Source organism: Pedobacter aquatilis (assembly GCF_032678425.1).
Lineage (GTDB): Bacteria > Bacteroidota > Bacteroidia > Sphingobacteriales > Sphingobacteriaceae > Pedobacter > Pedobacter aquatilis_B.
Map to the genome: position 1 here is coordinate 119,521 of NZ_JAVTSG010000004.1, position 22,830 is coordinate 142,350.

Consider the following 22,830-nt stretch of genomic DNA (forward strand, 5'->3'; position numbering starts at 1 on the left):
TAGCTATTAATTGTAAAAAATAGGTTAATAAGCAATTTGGATGCTAATTTATATTAGTTTTAAACAAAATAAACCCCCTAAACATATTATGAAGAAAATTTTACTCGCCGTAGCGCTGGTATTTTCCTCTACAATTCTGTTTGCACAGCAAACTACCTACCCTGTTAATGGTTCTTATGACACAAGACCAGGTATGTTTGCCTTTACCAATGCGACTATTGTAGTAAATGCCACTAAAACTTTATCAAACGCTACATTATTAATCAAAGGACAAACCATTGAAGCCCTGGGTGCTGGTTTAGCTGTTCCAAAAGGTTATGTTATTGTAGATTTAAAAGGCAAATTCATCTATCCATCGCTTATCGATGCTTTTACAAGTTATGGTACACCAGATGCTGCAACTCAGGCTCGTGGTTTTGGTGGTCAGCGCCAATCTATTTTTGTATCTACAAAAAAAGGCGCTTATGGATGGAACGAATCCATCAGACCGGAAACTTATGTAAAAAACATTTTTACTGTTGACAGTAAAAAAGCTGATGATTTACGTAAAGCTGGTTTTGGGAGTGTTAACTCGATCAATCGCGATGGTATTGCCCGTGGCGTTTCGGCTGCTGTAACCTTAAATGATGGTACGGATAACAACGTTTATTTAAAAGACCAAACCGCAGCCAACTATTCTTTCAATAAAGGAACTTCATCAAATGATTATCCAACTTCTTTAATGGGTTCTATTGCTTTGCTTCGTCAAACTTATTATGATGCGCAATGGTACGGCAAACAAAAAGAAGAATACAACATCTCATTAGAAGAATTTAGCAAACAACAGGCCATGCCACAGATTTTTGAGGTTGATGGCTGGGCAAATGTTCTTCGTGCTGATAAAATCGGAAAAGAATTTGGCAAACAATTCATCATTAAATCTACTGGTGATGAATACCAAAGAATTGCAGAAGTTAAAGCAACAAATGCAAGCCTAATTATTCCTTTAGCATTTCCTAAAGCTTATGATGTTGAAGACCCTGCAGAAGCTAGAAACATTACTTTAACCCAAATGAAAGCTTGGGAATTAGCACCAACAAATCCTGCTGCACTAGAAAAAGCAGGTGTTAAGTTTGCGTTAACAACTTTCGGTTTGGATAACACCCGCGATTTCTGGACAAACATCCGCACTGCGATAGAAAATGGTTTAACTGAAAAGCAGGCTTTGGCTTCTGTTACCGAAATCCCGGCAGCTCTTTTAGGCATCAATGATAAAGTGGGTTCATTGGAAAAAGGTAAAGTGGCCAACTTTCTGATTTCATCAGATAATCTATTCAAAAAAGAAAATATCATTTTCGAGAACTGGGTACAAGGAAAACGCTTTATTGTAAATAAAATGGATGTTTCTGATGTTCGTGGCACTTATAACTTAAATGTTGATGGTATCGCTGGAGCATTAATCCTAAAAATTACCGGAACTGGTGGTGGCTCAACTGCAGCAATTGAAAGAACTGGCGCTGACAGTGTAAAAACAACCGCAACTTTTACCAGAAATGGCGATTGGGCAAGCATCAACTTTAACTTAAAGAAAAACCCAAAGGGTGATGTACGTTTAAGTGGCTACTTAACTTCAGCTAGTCCGCTTACTTTTAAAGGCGAAGTAGCATTGCCCGATGGAACATTCGGGAAGTTTACCGCAACTTATAAAGAAGCAGCAAAAGAAACCCCTAAACGTGATGAACCAAAACCAACATTAGCTGTTGGAGCTTTGCTTTATCCTTTCGGAGCATTTGGAAATACAGAAATTCCAAAACAGGAAAGTGTTTTAATTAAAAATGCTACCGTTTGGACCAATGAAAAAGAAGGCGTTTTGCAAAATACAGATGTACTTTTAGAAAACGGCAAAATTAAAGCGGTTGGAAAAGGTTTATCAGCAGGCAGTGCAAAAGTTATTGACGGGACTGGCAAACACGTAACTGCAGGTATTATTGATGAGCATTCGCACATCGCAGGTAGCGGAGGTATTAACGAAGGTGCACAATCGGTTTCAGCTGAAGTACGTATTGCAGATATTATCAACTCAGAAGATGTAAACATTTATCGCCAGTTGGCTGGTGGTGTAACCACTTCTCAAATTTTGCATGGTTCTGCAAATCCAATTGGCGGTCAATCTCAACTAATAAAATTACGTTGGGGTAAATCACCAGAAGAATTAAAATTTGCTGGCGCTGATGGCTTCATCAAATTTGCCTTGGGCGAAAACGTTAAGCAAAGTAATTTTGGTACAGGCGCACGTTTCCCGGTAACACGTATGGGTGTTGAACAAACTTTTGTTGATGAATTTACCCGTGCGAAAGAATATGAAAAAGCAAGAGCTGTAAAAGGCAATAACGTTCGTCGCGATTTAGAATTAGATGCAATAGTTGAAATTTTAAACAACAAGCGTTTTATTACTTGCCACTCTTATGTGCAAAGCGAAATCAATATGTTAATTCATGTTGCCGATAGCTTAGGTTTCAAAATCAACACCTTTACACACATTTTAGAAGGTTATAAAGTAGCCGATAAAATGAAAGCGCATGGTATTGCTGCATCTACATTCTCTGATTGGTGGGCTTACAAAAATGAAGTTGCCGAGGCAATTCCTTACAACGGTAAAATTATGCACAATGTTGGGGTTAGAACAGCTTTTAACTCTGATGATGCTGAAATGGCTCGTCACTTAAATCAGGAAGCAGGAAAATCAGTGCTTTATGGTAATGTTCCGGAAGAAGATGCATTAAAATTTGTGACTTTAAATCCAGCTCGTATGCTTCATATTGATGATAAAGTTGGCAGCTTAAAACCTGGCAAAGATGCTGATGTGGTTATCTGGTCGGCAAATCCTTTATCAATTTATGCAAAAGCAGAAAAAACTTTTGTTGATGGTGTTGCTTACTGGGATTTGGAAAAAGATGCACAGGTGATTAAAACACAACAAGGAGAAAAGGCTCGTTTAATTCAAAAGATGTTAGAAAGCAAAAATACAGGTGGTCGTACACAACGTCCGTTTGGCCCTGCTCCACGTCTTTACAATTGCGAAACTTTAGGAGATTATTCAGCAGACTTAAACGAAACAGAACATGCACACTAATATAAAGTATTTATTAAGTCTGGCTTTATCGGCATCTAGCCTGATGTGCTTTGCTCAGGCAAACATATCGCCAGCAAAAAAACAAACCAAAACCATTGCCATTACGGGTGCAACCATACACGTAGGGAACGGCACGGTAATCGAAAACGGAACAATTGTTTTCAGTAATGGCAAGATTGTATCGGTTTCAGCAAACGGACAAGCACCTGTAGATGATGTAGTTCGAATCAACGCTTCAGGCAAACACATTTACCCAGGCTTAATTGCAGCAACAACTAATTTAGGTTTAGCAGAAACGGAATCAATAAAAGCAACTTTAGATTTTCAGGAGATAGGCGATTACAATTCGCACATTCGTTCTATCGTAGCTTATAACACCGATTCTAAAGTTCCGGCAACTTTGCGTAGCAACGGTATTTTAATGGCACAACCAACCCCACAAGGTGGAACAGTATCAGGAAGTTCATCGGTTGTACAATTAGATGCCTGGAACTGGGAAGATGCTGCAATTAAAACGGATGATGCCATGCACATGACCTGGCCAGTTACACCTCGTTTCCGTGGCGGTTTTGGAGGCTTTGGTCGCCCCCAAGTTTCGCCAGAAATGCTAAACGAACGTACGCAGGCTGCGATTAATCAATTAAATTCTTTTTTCGCTGAAGCAAAAGCTTATTCAGAAATGGGTAAACCAGAGGTGATTAATACTCGTTTCGATGCGATGAAACTTGTTTTCGCTGGAAAAGAGAAATTGTTCATCGCGGCTGAAAGTCAGAAAGATATAGTTGCAGCAGTAAACTTTGCCAAAAAGTTTGGCATCACACCTGTAATTACCGGTGCAGATGAAGCTTATCTTATCATCGATTTCTTAAAAGAAAACAACGTTTCTGTCGTGGTTAAACAACCTCATGCATTACCAAATAATAATGATGATGATGTGAACATGCCGTATAAAAACGCAGCGGTTTTGGCTAATGCAGGCTTAAATGTGGTATTAAGTATTGATGGTTACTGGCAACAACGCAACCTACCTTTTATGGCAGGAACAGTAACAGCTTGGGGTTTAGATAAAGAAAAAGCTTTATCAACAATTACACTTAATGCAGCAAAAGTTATGGGTGTAGATAAAACCACAGGCAGTATCGAAACCGGAAAAGATGCAACTTTCTTTATCTCAGTAGGTGATGCACTAGATATGCGCACCAATAAAGTAGAGCAGGCTTTTATTCAAGGAAGAGATATCAACTTGGATAACCTGCATAAACAGCTTGATAAAAAATTCAGCGATAAATACGAAGCTGAAAAGAAATAAACCAAGATAAACTTAAGAGAAACGGTCAGTATTAAATTATTGACCGTTTTTTTTTATTGACAAAGAACCAGTTCCTCGAGATGTTCTGAAAAGCATATCGAAGTTTTGATAAAACAAGGATTTGAAATCTTAACTTATTCCTACGTTTTGGATGCGCTTTGCTAATATAAAGAATAGCAAGTTTTTTTTACTGCGCAATTGTAAAACAAGGCTTAATTTTTCTCCGAAGATTTAAGTGAACGCTGAAAAAGCGAACACTTAAACTAGTTGGTATTTTTCTGGCTCAAGCCAAAAAATACCAAACGATAAGACTTAATGATATAAAAAAGGTAAATAACTGTGAATACCACCTATTCAATAGAAGCAAAATTGCATTCACAACTGAAGCTGACGGCAAAATTAATCTTGGAGGAAAAAAACCACGTTTCAAAGGGTCAACTAAGTACAAGCTTAAACAAGTTCCCAATAGTACAAACTGAACAATCAGTATCTTATAATTTACCTTACTATCTTTAATCATAACTAATATTGATTTATTTCATACCAAATAAAATAGTATGCCAAACACATAGTATTTAAATGGAAAACATGTTAAAAGCCATTTATAACCTCTAAAACATCATATTAGTAGAGAATTTCCGTTAAATCATTAGAAATATTAGAGTTATATAGTTTATTTATTGGGCATATTTGTCCCCGATAATCCCAACCTAGCTCTTCGAGATGTTCTGAAAGGCATCTCGAAGTTTTGATAAACAAGGATTTCAAATCCTAGTTCATAACTGATTTCCGATGCCCGGCTAGTTTAAGTGTTCGCTATTTCAGCGGTCACTTAAACTATTATTAAAAACGGAATACTTAGACTGAATCAATACATTTCAACGCCAAATGTCGGTCAGGAGACCTTGTTTTTCAACCAGTTCTTCGAGATGTTCTGAAAGGCATCTCGAAGCTTTAATAAACGAGGATTTGAAATCCAAACTTATTCCTCCGTTCGGGATGCGCTTTGCTAACATCCCAAATAGTCAGAAACTCAAAAAGACTTGTCAGCACAAGACAATTGCAATAATTTGAGTATCTTTACTATAGTAACTCTATCGCCCTGCCATAGGTATAAAATTAGGCATCTAAAACATTTATTTCAGCATCATCTTATAGCGAGGTTATAGCGACCTTGTAGTGACCTTATAGCGACTTTAATCCCATTCAAATCCTATACACATTCCTGTTTGATTGGGTAATCGTAATAAAATCCAGTCAAAACTAGATATTCTGAAAGGTATTCATGATAATACCCAGACGGGCAGACTTAAGGTAAATTACAAAACTTAGCCCTTGCTAATTTTTAGCACCATCCCAGGCTGCAAACCCGCTTTGGCAAGTCGGTTGTCTTTGCGGATACTTTGAACCGTAGCGCCATCAAATTTTTCAGCAATTTCAGAAAGGGTATCGCCACGTTTAACAATGTAAGTTAAATAAGAAACAGGCGCTTTTAATGGAACTGATTTTTTAGTGTAAACTTTAAGCTTTTGTCCAGGAACAATTGTTTTGCTTTGTAAACCATTCCAAACTTTTAAATCCTGAACTTCGATACCATATTTATTGGCAACAGAAGTTAGGTTTTGTCCGGATGTTACTTTATGGTATATAATAGCTGCCGAAGAATTCGTTATAACCTTTTTCTTCCTAAGCTCTCGTACATCATCTGTACTAGCCTCAATAATACGCATATCACCATCCGACTCATCATTATTCAATACATCGTAAAGCACCGCTAAATCAGCACTTTTTAAGCGAGGCAGGATAACTCGTTTCGGCAAATCAGCTGTGCCATTTATTATTTTCTTTTTATACCAGGGATTTAAGGCAAATAAGGTACTTTCTTCGGTATTTAAAACCTTAGCAATAGCCTGCAAAGAAACAAAATGATTAACCTGCATGGTATCCGTTTTCAAAATCAGGTTGCTGGCAAGTTCAGTAATTTGGTGTTTACCCGAATAATTCATTACATAAACCGCAGCTATAAATGCCGGAACATAATTCCTGGTTTCTTTTGGCAGGAATTGTCTTATCTCCCAAAAATCACGAGAGCCTGCCTTGTCAATTGCTCGATTTACATTTCCTTTGCCACAGTTGTAAGCTGCAATAGCCAGAAGCCAATCGCCCAGTTCTTCAAATGCATCTCTGAAATACGCTGCTGCCGCATAACTCGCTTGAATAGGGTCTTTACGTTCATCAACGTAATTATCCATTTTTAAACCGTAAGCTTTCCCCGTACCAAACATAAACTGCCAGATTCCGGTCGCACCAACTCTAGAAATGGCATGAGGATTCATTTGAGATTCTACAATGGTTAAGTATTTTATTTCTTGTGGAATATTATAATCCCTTAGTGCTTTCTCAAAAATCGGGAAATAGTAATCTGACAAACCATGCATTTTGCCAAACATATCTTTACGTTTAACATAAATGTCAATGTATTGCTGCACATACTCGTTATGAGGCAGTGGAACAATTTGCGTCACAGAATCTAAACGAAGTTTATAAATGTAATTTTGATTTAAAAGCAATGGATTTTCTACGGCCAAAGGAACGGCAACCGTATCGGTATTGATAAAAATATTATTTTGCTTTTTATAAAGACTATCTGCTTTAAGAATTTGCTGTGCAGATGCGCTGATTACAAATCCGGTGAGGGCACAAATACAGGTAAAAAGTAACTTTTTAATCATGCGTTCTGGTTTAATATAAAACTAAATTGTAGCGCAATTATGTACACTAATTAAAAATTCTTCCCGTGTTCCGCTAATACGCTTCGCTTCGTCGGTACCCTCCTTGCTGTAGGGTAACCGCTGCACCCGGGGCTAAAAGGCAGGTTTTGCATTTCATTTTAATGTTTCCTACCTGCACAAACCTTTGTACCTAAACCCGATTGACGTGAATCCCGATTTTTCATCGGGAGAAACAGAAAGCGGGACTACAATCGGCCAAAAGGTAAATGCTTCAATTTCCAAAATAAAAATCTCTTAAACGATAAGAGACTGCTTTAAACTCGAATTGACAGGTTATTTTAAAAATGAATTTGAAAAAGCTAGCAATGCTTCCTCCTCAAAATGCCTGGCTATAAACTGAATACTTAACGGCAAACCTTCACTATTATTGCCCAAAGGCAAAGCAATAGCCGGATTACCACTTAAAGAAGGTAGAACCGTAAAAATATCAGCCATATACATCACTAACGGATCTTGCATATTATCGCCTATTTTAAACGCAGGTGTTGGTGCGACAGGCGATAAAATTAAATCATAAGATTTGAATAATTCATCAAGCTTTTCTCTGATTAACCTTCTGACTTGTTGTGCTTTTTGATAATAAGCGTCGTAATATCCGGCACTTAAAACAAATGTTCCAAGTAAAATACGGCGTTTTACTTCCTCACCAAAACCTTCTGAACGAGAAAATTTATATAAATCTGTGAGCGATTTTGCTTCTTCATTACGATAGCCATAATGTACACCATCGTAGCGGGAAAGGTTAGACGAAGCCTCAGCAGTGGTTAAAATGTAATAAGCCGGGACAAGATAATCGAGTAAATCAAAAGATACATACTCAACAGTGTGGCCCTTTTGCTTTAAATCTTCGATTGATTTTAATATCGCCGACTTAATTTCAGGGTTGAGCGCATCGTTTTCAATCGTTTCCTTTAAAACTGCAATTTTTTGTTTTTTATCATTGCCCAAACGTGCAGGATAATCAGCCACTTCTAAAGGAGAAACTGTTGAATCGTTCTCATCTGCTCCAGCTAATACTTGTAATAATATTGCAGCATCGTCAACAGAAGAAGTTATTGGACCAACCTGATCAAAAGAAGAAGCATAGGCAATTACGCCATATCTTGATATTCTTCCGTAGGTTGGTTTTAAGCCAATTTGCCCGCAAAAGGCTGCCGGCTGACGAACAGAACCACCGGTATCAGTTCCTAAAGCAGCCAGACACATATCCGCCTGAACAGCAACTGCCGAACCGCCTGAAGAACCACCCGGAACGAGTTCGGGATTGGCGGCGTTTTTTACAGCTCCAAAGTATGAGGTTTCATTTGAACCGCCCATTGCGAATTCATCACAATTTAGGCGACCAATAATTATCGCATCTTCTTGTAACAAACGTTGTACAACTGTAGAGGAGTAAGGAGATACAAATCCATCGAGCATTTTTGAAGATGCCGTAACAATATGATCTTTATAGCAAATATTATCTTTTATACCGATAACCATGCCTGCAAGCTTACCTTGCGTACCTTCATCTATTTTTTGCTGTACCGCTTTCGCTTGTGCCTCTGCCGAATAAAAAAACACCTCATTAAATGCATTGAGGTGTTCGTTTGCTTTAATCTGCTTAAAATAATAAGCCAATAAATCGGGTAAAGTTAATTGCTTCTGCGAAATGAGCGTTTGAACCTCTTTAAGAGAGCTGTATTTCTTCAAAACTAAAAATTTGTATTAAACAGTTTTATCGCGGTTCGATGGATCTACTTGTTCTCCATCTACACCATCTTTACCATCTTTAAATTCTTTAACACCTTTACCTAAGCCACGCATAAGTTCAGGGATTTTTTTACCACCGAATAATAAAAGTACCACTACCGCGATAATGATAATTTCTGGTGTGCCAAGCATTGCTGCTATTGTTGTATTTAACATAACTTTTTTGTTTAAACTTTTTGATTGTCAGTTACAATTTTCTCTTCAACGGGATTACTGCTAACAGTGGAATGTGTATCAGTTGAGCCAACCTTTTCATCTACTGAAGAATCATCAGTTGGATGGTGGCGTTGGCTATGTGTATTTGTTGCGTTTTGTTCTTCTTCCTTGTCCAAATCCATTGCGTTGATATTTCTATGGATTTCGCGTTTTACGCCATCAGATGCATCCTTAAACTCTCTAATCCCTTTTCCTAAGCCTCTTGCTAATTCAGGTAATTTTTTACCTCCAAATAACAAAAGAACCACTACTAATATAAGTACGATCTCTGATCCACCCATATTTAAAAACTCTAATAACGTGCCTTGATACATCACTAATCTATTTTATACAAATATAAACATTAATTGCCTATTGTTATTTACTAATCCAAGCTTCCGGATTTAAGGCGCCCTGCCCTCTTCTAATCTGGAATTTTAATATTGCGTCGTCGCCGGTATTTGCAACTGAACCAATTGTTTGCTTTGTTTCTACTGAATTACCAACACTCACACTAACCCCCTTTAAATTTTGATAAACCGTAAAATATTCGCCATGATTAATCACAACGGCGGTTCTACCCATAATATTTTGCACCATCACCACTTTACCAGAGAATACAGCTCGAACAGCAGCACCATCAGAGGTTGTAATATCTACACCATCATTTGTGTAGCTCGCCAAATCCACCTTGTGCAAACCGAATCTTTCCGTAATCGTTCCGGTTGCCACTGGCCATGGTAATCTACCTCTATTATTTTCAAAACCACTTGATAATTTTGCGGCTTCTGGTGTTGCAGTTAAAAGCTCACTTGTGCTTTTTTCTTTTACAGGTGCTTCTTTAGTTGCTACAGGCACAGGTTTATTTTCTGCTTTTGCTTTTGCAATCGCTGCTGCCCTAGCTGCTGCTTCTTTTGCCGCGGCTATTCTTGCTTCTTCAGCTGCCTTACGTCTGGCTTCTTCAATTGCTCTGGCAATGGCCGCACGGATTGCTCTATCAATTTGTTGTTGCTCTTTTCTTTTAGAAGAAATATCCTGTTTAAACTGTCGTTCTTGCTTGCTTAATTTATTTAATGCTACCGACTGCTGGTTTTTATCTTTACCTAAACGCTCACGCTCACGTTCCTGCTCTTTTAAAAGCTCGCTTTTCTCTCTTAATGTTTTATCTAAAACTTTAATCTTGCCATTTAGTTCAGTCTGGGTATTTTCTATGTAACCCGCCTGCTTTTTACGGTACTGACTAAATTGTTGTAAGTATTTAATTCTTTTATATGCCTGATTAAAATCTCTAGCCGCAAAAACGAACATCATCTTCTCGTAAGCATTTCTGTTCCGTTGCGCAAAACGAATCATACCGGCATATTCTTTTTTCAAATCGCCAAGCTGACCTTGTAGTGTATGTACGGTATTTGTGTTTTGAGAGATTTGGTTATCGAGGTTTTTTATTTCGGAGTTGATGGTTCCAATTTTATCCTGGCGAAGCCTAATCTGAGCATTGATAGCATTTATTTGCTGCAATGTAAGTTTCTTCCCACTTGCAGTTTTATTTAAGTTTTTTTGTAGCTGCTCAATTTCTCGCTGTATAGCTTCTTTTTTTCTCCGTAATTGGCTTTCAGTTTGCGCTGATGAAGAAAGGGCAATTGTGCTTAAAAACAGGATGATTAGGAATTTGTGTAGCTTCATTAAGCCAAAAGTATAAAAATTTTACAGTAAAAAGTATTAAAATTAAGTTACAAAGGGCATTAGCAAGTCTTCTTCACAAAATCTTCATACCCTAAACGAAATTTAAAACTGTAAAATTTTCTTGCAGGTTCACTTAAAAAAAACCAAACAAGCATACTCTATTTTACAATCGTATATCGCTTTGGTACTGTAAACGGAAAATCAACAGGAACATTGCCATCAATTTTCACATATTGCATATCGATATTAATTTTCTTGGTTCCGGATAAGGTATTGATTTTTAAGCTACCAGGAAAAAGGAATTCGTTAAGTTTTTGGTAATCGGCATAATTTACCTTTAAGGCTTGTCCGTTTTTAGAATCGTTAAGATTGGTTTCAGAAACTTTAAATAACGTGTTGAAAAGCAAACGATAATCTAAACTTTCCTTACTCCCAGACACAACCCAGGCATTTCCGTCTTGCTTCAAATCAGACTTATCTGTCAGAAATTCGCCCATTGCATTACCTGTTAATATGGCTTGCAGGGTATTAAAATTAACTTGCTTATTGGTAAAGTTGTAAACATAACTGAAAGGTTTTTTCAAGTATTCGCTCTTTAGCTTATTTTGAATTTTAATGCTATCAGGCGTAATTAAAGCCCTTGCTACTTCAGCCATTCCACCCAAAGCTGTTATGCTTACCCAAATAACTTCCTTATCCTTCATCCGGAAATTCATGGTTACATCATTCGCATCACCAGAAATATCAAGCGTAGCTTTTGCCCTTAACGAAAGGGTTTTAAATTTCAGTTGCTTACTGTTTAGCAAGTTTAAAGTTTCAGCTTTTGAATTATCCGTTTTAGGAGGAGTAGTGGTGGTGGGTGGCGCTACAACAATTTCTTTTTTAGGTTTACAAGCAGCAAAAAAAGTTACTGCAGACAGAATCATTAGGCTATTTAAAATATTTCTTTTCATTGATTTTCTTTGTTAAAACTTCCGAGCCATTTCCGGCTTCTTTTGCTTTTTGCCATTGGATAAGCGCTGCATCTTTTTCACCTTTCATGTAAAGTATATCGCCATATCGCTCCAAATAAACACCATTCTTATTGCTATTGTTTTGTAAAGCCTTTTCTATCCATACTTTAGCTAAATCGTACTTTTGCTGCTTAAACAAAATGAATGCATAGGTATCTATAATAGAAGCATTTTCTGGCATTGCATTGGCCGCAGTTTCTGCATACTTAGCCGCTTTTGCCAAATCATCATTTCTCAAGGCAAGATAATAAGCGTAATTATTCATTATCAGATAATTATCCGGCTCGGTAGCAATAGCTTTTTCAAATGCGATTTTGGCTTGAGAGAAATTATTTTGGTTGATGAAAATATCGCCTTGTAAAGCATAAACCTGAGCTTGCAAACTTTTATTATCTACATCCAGCTGGAGCGCATTTTTAAGATTACTTTGTGCAGTTTCATATTTACCGGTTTTATACAAGGCATAAGCCATATAATAATATAAACTGGCTTGATTAGGATAAATGGCTAATGCTTCATCACCAAGCCTAATTGCATCGGCATAATGACCGAGTAAAGTTTGGATATTAATAACTTGTTCCCAAACGGCATAAACTTGTTCGTTTAGTTTTAGAGCAGATTGATATTGAACGAGCGCTTCCTTTAATTTATTCTGCTGATACAAAACATCGCCATAAAGTGCCAGCGTTTTCGCATCGTTCGGATTGGCTTCTGCAAGGCTTTTGCTCAATCCGAGAACGTTTTTCGCCACAATCGGCTGGTTCATCTTCGGAAACAATGCTGCGATAATTTTAACCTTTTCATCGGCAGGCATTTCCTCACTTTCAAAAGCTAATTTAAGCGAAGCAAAGGCAGCTTCATCATTCTTTTGCTTTCGGTAAATATCTGCCAAACCCAAATTCACTTCAAAGTTTTTAGGCTCAAGTTGTTGTGCCTTTAATAGAACTTTTAAGGCTTCAGTTTCATTGTTTTTTTGTAAAAGCAATCCAGCTGCATATAAATAATTTTTAACGTCGGCCTGGTTGCCTTCTAACAATTTTACAATATCGCTTTCGGTTGCACTGCCGCCTTCAAGCCTCCTTTTGGCATTGGTTAATTCTCTGGAAGAGCCAAATTTACTTTCAATATCAGCATAAGTTTTTTTAGCATCATCAGTCTTATTTGCAATTAATTGTGCATTTGCCTTGTCGAAATAATAAATATCGTTATCAGGCTCTATGGCAATTAATTGATTAAATACCGAAACCAATTCTACCATGTTATTGTTGCGCTTGTAAACTTCGCTCAATAAACGCAAATACCACTTATTTCCAGCATTTAAACTAATCGCTTTTTTGATGTTTATTTCGGCTTCGGTAAGTTTGTTGAGCCTTAAATTCAAACCTGCAAGCTCATAGTAAGCCGCATGATTTTTCGCATCAATTGCAACAACCTTATTAAAAGTATTTGTAGCAACAGGATAATTTTCAGACATTTTTTCGCGTAAGCCAGCAAAGAAAAGCTGCTTAACCATATTGCTATCCTGATTTGCACTTACAGGAGGCAATTGACTAAAAGCCTTTAAACCAAAACTCAACAGTGCGAGAAAAATGTATTTCTTCATATTTTACACGGATATAGCAAATTAGGTTGTTGAAAATATTCAATCATTCAAAACTCACTCATTCTGTCACTCAATAATTCAAATTTAACATTATCGCTTTAAAATTTTCATCAGTTCGTTTTTCTCGAAATATGCTATTCCCGCAACTAAAGCAATTAGCATGGCATTGCCGATGTAAATATTTCTATCAAATATAAAAAACGACGTAAATACAATTGCTGTTGAAATAATTAAATAAGCTAATATCTTTTTAAGATTGTAAGGAATTGGATAATATTTCTGACCTAAGATGTAAGAAATAATTGTCATTGTTAGGTATGCAGCCATCGAAACCCATGCAGAACCCATATAACCAAACCTTGGTATTAATAAGATGTTGAAAACAATAGTGATAAACGCACCTATTAAGGAAATATATAGACCAAATCTTGTTTGATCTGATAACCGATACCAAATAGAAAGATTCATATATATTCCCAAACAAACGTAACCAAACAATAAATACGGAACGGCAGGCAATCCAACCCAATATTCGGCCATATGCTTTTCATCTCTACTAATAAAATATTTTAATATCTCGATATTTGCAACTAAGGCAACAAACAATATCGTCAAGGCAATTACAAAATATTGTAATATTGTTGCATAAGTTTTTTTGGCGTTTTCAGCTTTAGCATGACTGAAAAAAAATGGCTCTGCGCCTAACCTAAAGGCAGTATTAAAAATGCTCATAAAAATTGCAATCTTGCAAACCGCCCCATATATACCAACTTGTACATCAGTAGAGTATTTATCTAAAAGAATTTTATCCAAATTTTCGTTAATGATAAAAGACAAGTTTGCAACCAATACCGGCCAACTGTAAGAAAGCATCGTCATAAACAAGGCTTTATCAAACTTTAATTGAATTTTTAAAAACTCGGGTATAAGTAAAATAAAGGTAACAGCACTTGCAATAAGATTTGCAATAAAAACATAACCAATCCATCGTTCTCTAAAAAATTCTTGAAAAAAGCTCGCTGATGGCAAATCGTGTTTTATAATAAATGGTATTCCATATATAAAGAATAAGCAGATGCTTACATAGGTTAGAATATTTAAAAATTTAAGTAGGCTATACCGAAATGGCTTACCATCGGCTCTTAATTTTGCAAATGGTATGATACAGACTGCATCAGAAAATAGAAGCCATAGAAAGAATTGAACATAACGACGCTGATCATTAAACTGCGACATATCATTATCAACTAGCCATTTGGTTATTGGGTCTGTAAAAATTAATCCAGTAATTAAAAATAGACTTGAAATAAAAGCAATAACGAGAAATGAGTTATTGTAAACCTGTTGTTTTTTATCTTCATGTTTATTTAGGTACCGGAAAAAGGTGGTTTCCATCCCAAATGCCAAAATTGCATTAATTATGGATGCATAACTGTACATTTTAGTAAAAATACCATAAACAGCAGCAGCGTAAGTACGCGTAAATATTGGGGTAAGAATGAAATTAAGTAAGCGGGATATAATGGTACTAATACCATAAACCATCGTTTGCCCAAGAAATTTTTTATATACAGACAATTTTATTTCAGATTTTTGATTTACGACTTTAGATTACAAGATACCTTAAATCTATTTACTTCTTAAGATTTCAAAATTGCGATAGTTTTTTACATCACCATCTGTTACTGAAACGTTTTCAACCCTTGAACGATCTGGTCCTTCATGGCACCAGTTTACAAATTCCTCAAGAAAAATATCATCTGCCTCTGCTTCAATATAAACTGAACCATCTTTTTCATTTCTAACAAAACCATTAACCGACATTTGGTTGGCTATAATTTTTGTTGTTTCACGAAAACCCACGCCTTGAACTTTTCCCGTAATGATGATATTGATATGCTTCATTGATATTTAAGGTTGAAATGTTTTAAAGGTACAAAGTTAACATTCCAAACGCTTAGCGTTGTGATTCATCGTGTAAATCCTTAAATCTTTTTAATCCTGAATTGTATTCCATCCAAATTTCGTCGAGAATCTGTTTTGCAGGTTTTATTTCATTCAGCATAGCAGATACTTGCCCGATTTCAAGCTCACCATTTTCCATGTCGCCCTCAAACATACCAAACTTAGCTCTTGCCCTGCCTAATAATTCCATCAATTCCGCTCTTCCGGCACCTGTAGATTCGGCTTGTGCAACGGCTTCGGCAAATTCGTTCTTGAGCAACCGAACAGGAACCAACTTTTTCATTGCCAATTTTGTATCGCCTTCGGCGGATGAAATAATCCTATCCTTAAATGCCTTATGTGCTGAAGATTCTTCTGCAACAGCAAATGCCGAACCGACTTGAACCGCATCAGCGCCTAAAGCAAGCGCTGCCAACATCGATTTTCCACTGGAAATTCCGCCTGCAGCAATAACAGGAATATTTACCGCAGCTTTAATCATCGGGATTAAACACATCGTTGTGGTTTCTTCTCTACCATTATGGCCGCCTGCTTCGAAACCTTCAGCAACTATCGCATCAACTCCCGCTTCCTGAGCTTTTAATGCAAACTTGGTATTGGCGATAACGTGTACTACTGTGATATCATTTTCTTTCAAAATGCTTGTCCACGTTGCAGGATTTCCTGCAGATGAAAAAACGATTTTCACTTTTTCTTCAATAACCACATCAATTATTTCCTGAATATTCGGGTACAATAAAGGAATATTAACGCCAAAAGGTTTATCTGTTGCTTGTTTACATTTTTGAATATGTGTTCTTAAAACATCCGGATACATAGAACCTGCGCCAATAATGCCTAAGCCACCAGCGTTGGAAACTGCTGAAGCCAACTTCCAGCCACTGCACCAAACCATTCCAGCTTGAATAATTGGATATTTTATGCCAAAAAGTTTACAAGTTATGTTCATCTCATTAAACCAGTTTAATAACCTTATCGGTTTTTATTTCAAAATCTTCGGATAGCTGAATTAAATTTAACCCGGGTTTTTTGCCAATTTCTATTGTACCTAAATCTTTATCCAGCGCTAAAAATTCAGCACCATTTAGGGTTGCCCATTTTAAAATCTTCTCGAAACTAACATTTTTCTTTTGCTGAAGTGTTTTCATCTCTGCCATAATATTTAGCTGATGATTACTGGCCAAACTATCCGTACCTAATGTGATTTTTACATTTTCTTTAATCAACAAATCAACATCTGGTAAAGAATTTTCTATATATAAATTCGCATTAGGGCAAAGGCACCAATACAAATTTGGATTGGTTTGCTTTGCAAAATCTATATCTTCTTTATTTGACACCGTATTATGAACAAGCAAAGTTTTTAGATTACTAATGTATGGTAAGAAACTTTGTAAAGAGGATTTACCAGTTGCCTCGAAAAAGCCTATATCCAATCCCAAGAAACGATATAATTCTAGAAAATCGCCTTTTTTATCTTGAAAAAAGGCATTTTCATGCGTGGTTTCCTGATTATGAATGCTTATAAAATTGTGTTTTTGAGCTGCTAAGTCTTCAATTAATTTAAAAAGCTGTGGCGAAACTGAGTAGGGTGCGTGAGGCACAATTGAACTTGGCAAGGGCAAAAAATCCTGTTCAAGTTGTTTTACATGCTCTATAATGGCTTCTGCCCTTTCGGGATTAAAACCCATGGCCTCAATAAAAGTATAGTAACTAATTTTACTTTTTAACTTGGTTTCTTTAGAGCCAATTTGATTTGAGATATCACCAACGGCAACAATTCCATTTTCAAACATTTGTTTATTGGCATTTTCTACAGCCAATAGAATTTGTTCTTCGCTACTTTGTCTGCTTTTTATTATGAGTTTAACAAATTCAACCAAACCTGTTTGCTCTGGAATTTGCCCCAACATGTGCGACAATTCCAAATGGCAATGCGTATTTACAAAACCTGGCACAATAGCTCCTTTAAGCTTTTGAACATTTAAATCTTTTGATTCTTCTTCTGTAAAAAGCTTAACGATTTCGCCACTTGCATTAACAGCAACTGTTCCATTTTTTATTGGAGGAATACTTACGGGGAAAATCCAATCGGCAGAAAAGTATTGTAACATGAAGCGAATTTATGATTTTTGATTTACGAAATACGATTTGTAATTGAGTTATTAAGTAAAATACTCTAGGGAATTTTGATTTTGAACAAAAATCTAAAATGATGAATTTACAATCGTAAATATAAAAAGAGCCTCCTATCGGAATCGAACCAATGACCTACTGATTACAAGTCAGTTGCTCTACCAGCTGAGCTAAGGAGGCTTTTTATCGGGCTGCAAGTATAGAAAAAAATATTCTTTTGGAAAAATTTTAAAAAAATTAATTCAAAGTTCACTAATAGCTATAAGATTGCTTTGTGCCTCGCAATGACGAATGGTGCCTATGAGGTGGTTTCAACCAGATCAATAATTGTACAAACCAAATTTAACTAAACCCGGTAGTAGCGGCAGCCCCGAGCTTTTTCTGCGAGGGCTACAGCGAATAACGGGACGAAACTTAAATATTTGCTGTGTTTTTGCTTTTCTAAGAAAGAAAAATATTCTCTAAATGCTATTAACAGCCATTAATCTGTTGTTATTACCCCCAATGTGTGGAGAAATGCAACACTTCTAAAAACGGCTAAAATAAATAAAACACTGATAATCAAACAAATACTACTCCGTGCCAGTTTTGGCATTATTATGAAACAATAGCAAGTATTACAACGAATATTAAATTTTAAAAAATCATACTATGAAAAAGTTCATTTTATCAGCTACATTTTTAGCTTTCGCAGGATTCTCAGCAGTACAAGCAAGTGAAGTAAACACAATTAAAAATACTGCAATTGTTGCAGTTCAAGATAGCACTACTAAAACTCCGGTTAAATTAGAAGAATTGCCAGAGCCAGTTACAACCGCTTTAAAATCTGATGCTTACAAAGGTTGGACAGCTACAGAAGCTTGGGCTGTTAAAGATGGCTCAAAAGAATACTTCCTTATCAATGTTAAAAAAGAAGCAGAAACTGGTTCGGTTAAAATTGATAAAGACGGTAAACCGGTACAATAATCACGTCCCAAATATAACAATCGCCTATTAAGGCATAATTAACCATTTAGTGTAGCCTTTTTATTAAGGCTACGCCTCAAATTAAAACATAAAACCATGAAAAAGTTCATTTTATCAGCAGCATTAGCTGTAGCAGGATTTACAGCAGTACAAGCAAGTGAAGTAAACACAATTAAAAATACTGCAATTGTTGCAGCTCAAGACAGTACCCAAAAAACTCCGGTTAAATTAGAAGAGTTACCAGAGCCAGTTACAACAGCATTAAAATCTGATGCTTATAAAGGCTGGACAGCTACAGAAGCTTGGGCTGTTAAAGAAGGAACAAAAGAATATTACCTTATCAATGTTAAAAAAGAAGCAGAAACTGGTTCGGTTAAAATTGATAAAGACGGTAAACCAGTTCAATAACCCCAAATATTACATCTACCTAGTATAAGAAAAGCCAGTTTTTAACTGGCTTTTCTTATTTTTGTTGTATGGCGAGAATTCTGATTTTAGAAGACGATACAACATTTGCTCAATTACTTGAAGGTTTTTTAACAAAAAACAACCATGAAGTTACACTCGTAACCCATGTGAAACAATCATTTAAGCTTCTCGAAAATCAAGAATTTGACTTATTGCTAATAGATTACCGCTTACCCGATGGAGTGGGTTTAGAAGTGATTACCCATACCAGAAATTTAGGCTTTGCTACGCCAATTATCATTATGACTAGTTTTAATGATGTGCGCACGGCAGTGAAATCTATGCAAATGGGTGCCTTTGATTACATTACAAAGCCTGTTAACCCAGATGAGCTTTTAATGGTGATAAAAAATTCGCTCACTAAAAAGGATAAAAAAAATACCAACCAAACCACTACCGATAGCGATTTTATTAAAGGAAAAAGTGCAATAGCCGATAAGTTATACGGACATATTGCACTGGTTGCGCCAACCGATATGTCAGTGATTATTCAAGGTGAGAGTGGAACGGGAAAAGAGTTTGCCGCCAGGACTTTGCATCAGCAAAGTAAAAGAGCTGGTAAACCTTTTGTAGCGATTGATTGTGGGGCATTATCAAAAGATTTAGCAGCAAGCGAATTATTCGGACATGTTAAAGGCGCTTTTACCGGGGCTTTAAATGATAAAAAAGGTCAGTTTGAGGCAGCAGATGGCGGAACTTTATTTTTAGATGAAGTTGGAAATTTAAGTTACGAAGTTCAGATAAAACTTTTACGGGCTTTGCAAGAACGCGTTATTCAACCTCTCGGGAGCACAAAGCAGGTTCAGGTTGATGTTAGGATTATTACGGCTACCAATGATGATTTGGCGAGTAGTATGCAAGGGGGCGAATTCAGAGAAGATTTGTATCATCGTTTGAACGAATTTAAAATACAACTACCTCCGTTAAGAGATAGAGGTGGCGATTTGGAATTGTTTATTAATCATTTTATACAACTTTCTAATCGTGATTTAGATAGAAATGTTCAGTCCGTTTCTGCCGATGCGAAAGCTTTATTATTAAATTACGACTGGCCTGGAAATTTACGCGAACTCAGCAATGTAATAAAGCGAATGGTTTTATTAACACAAGGTGATGTTGCTAAAATTGAGGCTTTGCCAGATGAAATGATGATTTCGGTTAATCAGCAAACGGCAGCAGGAAATTCTTCGGACTTAAAAGCGGTTAATGAACAGAATGAGAAAACTTTGATAACGGAAACGCTCATTAGAGTTAGGCACAATAAGTCTAAAGCTGCCAAAATTTTAAATATTGATAGAAAAACGCTCTATGCGAAAATGGAAAGATACGGTATTGAATAGATACTAATTCTTTACACCGAAGCAGATTCCATTTCTTCAATAACGGCAATCAAAGCTTCCAATTTCTTGAGTTGTTGATTGATTTCTTTTGCCATATTATCGTTCAATCCATTATCCGCGATATCAATTTCTAATTCCCTAAACGCAGTAGCTAAAGTTTTTGCACCCATTTGTGCTGTTCGCCCGGCAAGGCGATGAACAATTAGCCTGCATTTATCTTGGTTACGCTCTTTTAAATATTGAGTTAATTCTTTTGAATCATTAATACAATCGAGTTTAAATCTGTTCAATATTTTTTCAAGCATCTGCTGGTCGCCAAAAGTCATTTTTTCGATCGATGAAAAATCGAATTCAGTTTCCTCAGCAACGATTTCAGTTTTGTCAAAGATTGACAATAAATCAACCGCCTGAAAAGGTTTCATAATCAAACCGTCAAATCCATCACTTAAAACCATTTCTCTTTCTTCAGGTAAAACTTGGGCAGTTATTGCATAAAATTTTACGGTTGAGGGTAATTTTTTCTTTAATAAATGACATAATTCTATGCCTGTCATCTCAGGCATACGCATATCAATTAATACATATTTTAATTCAGGCGAAATTTCTTCTCTAAGGATATCACTTACATGGTTAAAACTTTTGTACGGAATTTTATTTTTCCCGAAGATGAAACCACACAAATCGAGGATTAATTTATCATCATCAATTATCCACACCGTACCCGGATTTATAATAGCATAATGCTCTAAATCAAGCGCATCGTTTACATGCTCATCGGTGTATTCATAAGTTAAGTAAATATTAAAAGTTGTACCGATTGATGGTTTACTTTTTACATGTATTCTTCCGCCTTGCGCTTCTATTAACGATTTTACAATCGGAAGCCCTAAACCCGTCCCAGTTTGGTTTATAGCGTATTTTTCGGGCGACTCTATTTGTTCAAATTCATTAAATATTTTACTGATGTCGCTTTCTTCAAAACCAATTCCAGTATCTTGGATGGTAAAGTGAAAGTGCAAATCATCATTTTGTTGTTTGCACGAAACCGATAAATTAATTTCGCCTTTTAAGGTAAATTTAACCGCATTGCCAATTAGGTTAAACAAAATTTGCTTCAATCTAAAAGCATCGCCCCGAACAAATTCTATGTTTGATATATCTAGATTAGTATTAAGATGTAAGGATTTCTGCTCAGCCAATGGACGCATTACCGAAATCACTTCGTCCAAAATTTTTCGGATATCAAAAACCTGGTTATTGAAACTAAATTCGCCAGAAATAATTCGATTATAGTCCAAAACCTCGTTTACAATTTGCAGTAAGTGTATGGAGGATTGATAAATGGCATCAACATCTTTCTTTTTAGGATTATCCTGTTGAGCAATTAACTCAGCATAACCCAAAATAGATTGTAAAGGCGTTCTAATTTCGTGGCTCATATTAGAGAGAAACCGCTGTTTTGCCTTTCCATGATAAACTGCCTCATCTTTTGCTTGCTCCAATTCTTTTCTATATCGATTACTCTTGGTAATATCTGTTAAAATAAAATAGAGCAGAATTACCGTAAGAAAAAAGAAGGCAATAATTATAACCGTGATTTGCGTAATACCATCATTTACAACTTGCCTTGCCTGTATGCCATTTAAATCGATTTGCGTAACCGCCTGACCTTCAACTTCACGTAAAATTTGCAGCATTTTAGAGGTTAAAGCGTTACTAGCGTTAGATAAATCGGCTTCGCGTTTTAAAAACTTCTGACTTTTCTGGCGTTGCTCCAGCTCAATATTTTTTAAAGAGCCGGTCATGCTTTTCATAATGCTGTCTTCGGCTTTGGCATTTAAGGTGTCACGCCGAACCTTAAATTCTTCATTAATAATTTTGTAAACATCCGATTTCTTTTTCCCGAAAAGCTTACTTAAAAAGCCTCTTGATTTCTGTTCTTCTTCGGGTGCAACGGTTGTGGTAGAAGTTGTAGTTTCAGTAGTTAAAATTGCACTATCTGTTTGAACAGACCTTTTAACAACCAAATCATTTAGTTTTTTAACCTCTTCAGAGAAAGATTTTGTATTAACCAGCGTTTCTCTCACTTTTAGGTAATCAACAAACTGTTTATCTCTATCTGATAACAAATTTTTAATCGATTTTATCCTCGCCAGCTGCAGCGAATCGCCGTAATACAATTCTTTTAAAGTATCTAACGTAGATCGTAACTTCCTCGATTCTTTTAAAAAGCTGTAATCTCCTTGTTTATTAAAAGCTTCATCACGTTGAAGTTGGTCTAATCTTGCAATTTTGTGAGAGAGGTCGTTTACAAGCCTAAGTCTGTCGTTTGGTGCAGAAATTTGTTCAACCGTACTAAGCATACGCGTAAAGGCAAATTTACTAATGCCCCATGCCAAAAGCAGCGCAAAACAAGCGAACAGAAAGCCGATAATTACTTTACTTTTTATTGCCCTTAAAAAACGTTTTTGAATAACGACCGCCATTTAACAGAGA

17 protein-coding genes and 1 tRNA gene are annotated in these 22,830 nt (G+C 36.3%); 5 read left to right on the top strand and 13 right to left on the bottom strand.

What is annotated here, in order from left to right:
• Positions 1-88 precede the first annotated feature (88 nt).
• Both R2Q16_RS13935 and R2Q16_RS13940 read left to right on the top strand, forming a co-directional pair.
• Positions 89-3,112: an amidohydrolase family protein gene (locus tag R2Q16_RS13935; protein WP_316737816.1), complete on the top strand. Its 3,024-nt coding sequence runs from the start codon at positions 89-91 to the stop codon at positions 3,110-3,112.
• The gene (locus R2Q16_RS13940; RefSeq protein ID WP_316737817.1) at positions 3,102-4,421 is read left to right on the top strand and encodes an amidohydrolase family protein; all 1,320 of its coding nucleotides are present in this window, start codon (positions 3,102-3,104) and stop codon (positions 4,419-4,421) included. Before R2Q16_RS13935 ends, R2Q16_RS13940 begins: the two co-directional genes overlap by 11 nt.
• Positions 4,422-5,749: 1,328 nt before the next feature.
• On the opposite strand, the gene R2Q16_RS13945 is transcribed toward R2Q16_RS13940, so the two are convergent.
• The 12 genes from R2Q16_RS13945 to R2Q16_RS14000 form a co-directional block, all read right to left on the bottom strand.
• The gene (locus R2Q16_RS13945; RefSeq protein ID WP_316737819.1) at positions 5,750-7,153 is read right to left on the bottom strand and encodes a lytic transglycosylase domain-containing protein; all 1,404 of its coding nucleotides are present in this window, start codon (positions 7,151-7,153) and stop codon (positions 5,750-5,752) included.
• 333 nt (positions 7,154-7,486) lie between these two features.
• Positions 7,487-8,905 carry an Asp-tRNA(Asn)/Glu-tRNA(Gln) amidotransferase subunit GatA gene (gatA, locus tag R2Q16_RS13950; RefSeq protein WP_316737820.1) on the bottom strand — a complete coding sequence of 473 codons (1,419 nt, stop codon included), beginning with the start codon at positions 8,903-8,905 and terminating at the stop codon, positions 7,487-7,489.
• A 15-nt stretch (positions 8,906-8,920) separates the two neighbouring features.
• Entirely contained in the window at positions 8,921-9,121 is a 201-nt protein-coding gene (locus R2Q16_RS13955; RefSeq protein ID WP_029287719.1) for a twin-arginine translocase TatA/TatE family subunit, read from the bottom strand.
• A gap of 11 nt (positions 9,122-9,132) precedes the next feature.
• Positions 9,133-9,462 (bottom strand): twin-arginine translocase TatA/TatE family subunit, encoded by a 330-nt coding sequence (locus tag R2Q16_RS13960; protein WP_316737821.1) that lies wholly within the window; start codon positions 9,460-9,462, stop codon positions 9,133-9,135.
• Between the two features lie 76 nt (positions 9,463-9,538).
• Positions 9,539-10,843: a murein hydrolase activator EnvC family protein gene (locus R2Q16_RS13965; RefSeq protein ID WP_316737822.1), complete on the bottom strand. Its 1,305-nt coding sequence runs from the start codon at positions 10,841-10,843 to the stop codon at positions 9,539-9,541.
• Between the two features lie 158 nt (positions 10,844-11,001).
• On the bottom strand, positions 11,002-11,796 hold the full coding sequence (locus R2Q16_RS13970; protein WP_316737823.1) for a DUF4292 domain-containing protein: 795 nt from the start codon (positions 11,794-11,796) through the stop codon (positions 11,002-11,004).
• Entirely contained in the window at positions 11,774-13,459 is a 1,686-nt protein-coding gene (locus R2Q16_RS13975) for a tetratricopeptide repeat protein (protein ID WP_316737824.1), read from the bottom strand. The genes R2Q16_RS13970 and R2Q16_RS13975 overlap by 23 nt, the downstream gene beginning before the upstream one ends.
• 90 nt (positions 13,460-13,549) lie before the next feature.
• Positions 13,550-15,037 (bottom strand): lipopolysaccharide biosynthesis protein, encoded by a 1,488-nt coding sequence (locus R2Q16_RS13980; protein WP_316737825.1) that lies wholly within the window; start codon positions 15,035-15,037, stop codon positions 13,550-13,552.
• 51 nt (positions 15,038-15,088) lie between these two features.
• Positions 15,089-15,364 (bottom strand): acylphosphatase, encoded by a 276-nt coding sequence (locus R2Q16_RS13985; RefSeq protein WP_316737826.1) that lies wholly within the window; start codon positions 15,362-15,364, stop codon positions 15,089-15,091.
• Positions 15,365-15,416: 52 nt separating this feature from the next.
• On the bottom strand, positions 15,417-16,373 hold the full coding sequence (locus R2Q16_RS13990; protein ID WP_316737827.1) for an NAD(P)H-dependent flavin oxidoreductase: 957 nt from the start codon (positions 16,371-16,373) through the stop codon (positions 15,417-15,419).
• Between the two features lie 4 nt (positions 16,374-16,377).
• Positions 16,378-17,538: an amidohydrolase family protein gene (locus tag R2Q16_RS13995; RefSeq protein ID WP_316737828.1), complete on the bottom strand. Its 1,161-nt coding sequence runs from the start codon at positions 17,536-17,538 to the stop codon at positions 16,378-16,380.
• A 129-nt stretch (positions 17,539-17,667) separates the two neighbouring features.
• A tRNA-Thr gene (locus R2Q16_RS14000) sits at positions 17,668-17,740 on the bottom strand.
• Between the two features lie 471 nt (positions 17,741-18,211).
• Here R2Q16_RS14000 and R2Q16_RS14005 point away from each other — a divergent pair.
• The 3 genes from R2Q16_RS14005 (at position 18,212) to R2Q16_RS14015 (ending at position 20,334) form a co-directional block, all read left to right on the top strand.
• Positions 18,212-18,526: a hypothetical protein gene (locus tag R2Q16_RS14005; RefSeq protein WP_316737829.1), complete on the top strand. Its 315-nt coding sequence runs from the start codon at positions 18,212-18,214 to the stop codon at positions 18,524-18,526.
• A gap of 96 nt (positions 18,527-18,622) precedes the next feature.
• Positions 18,623-18,934 (top strand): hypothetical protein, encoded by a 312-nt coding sequence (locus tag R2Q16_RS14010; RefSeq protein ID WP_316737830.1) that lies wholly within the window; start codon positions 18,623-18,625, stop codon positions 18,932-18,934.
• Positions 18,935-19,002: 68 nt separating this feature from the next.
• Positions 19,003-20,334, top strand: a complete 1,332-nt coding sequence (locus tag R2Q16_RS14015) for a sigma-54 dependent transcriptional regulator (RefSeq protein WP_316737831.1) — start codon at positions 19,003-19,005, stop codon at positions 20,332-20,334.
• A gap of 11 nt (positions 20,335-20,345) precedes the next feature.
• On the opposite strand, the gene R2Q16_RS14020 is transcribed toward R2Q16_RS14015, so the two are convergent.
• Positions 20,346-22,820, bottom strand: coding sequence for a hybrid sensor histidine kinase/response regulator (locus R2Q16_RS14020; RefSeq protein WP_316737832.1), 2,475 nt, complete (start codon positions 22,818-22,820; stop codon positions 20,346-20,348).
• Positions 22,821-22,830: the final 10 nt, after the last annotated feature.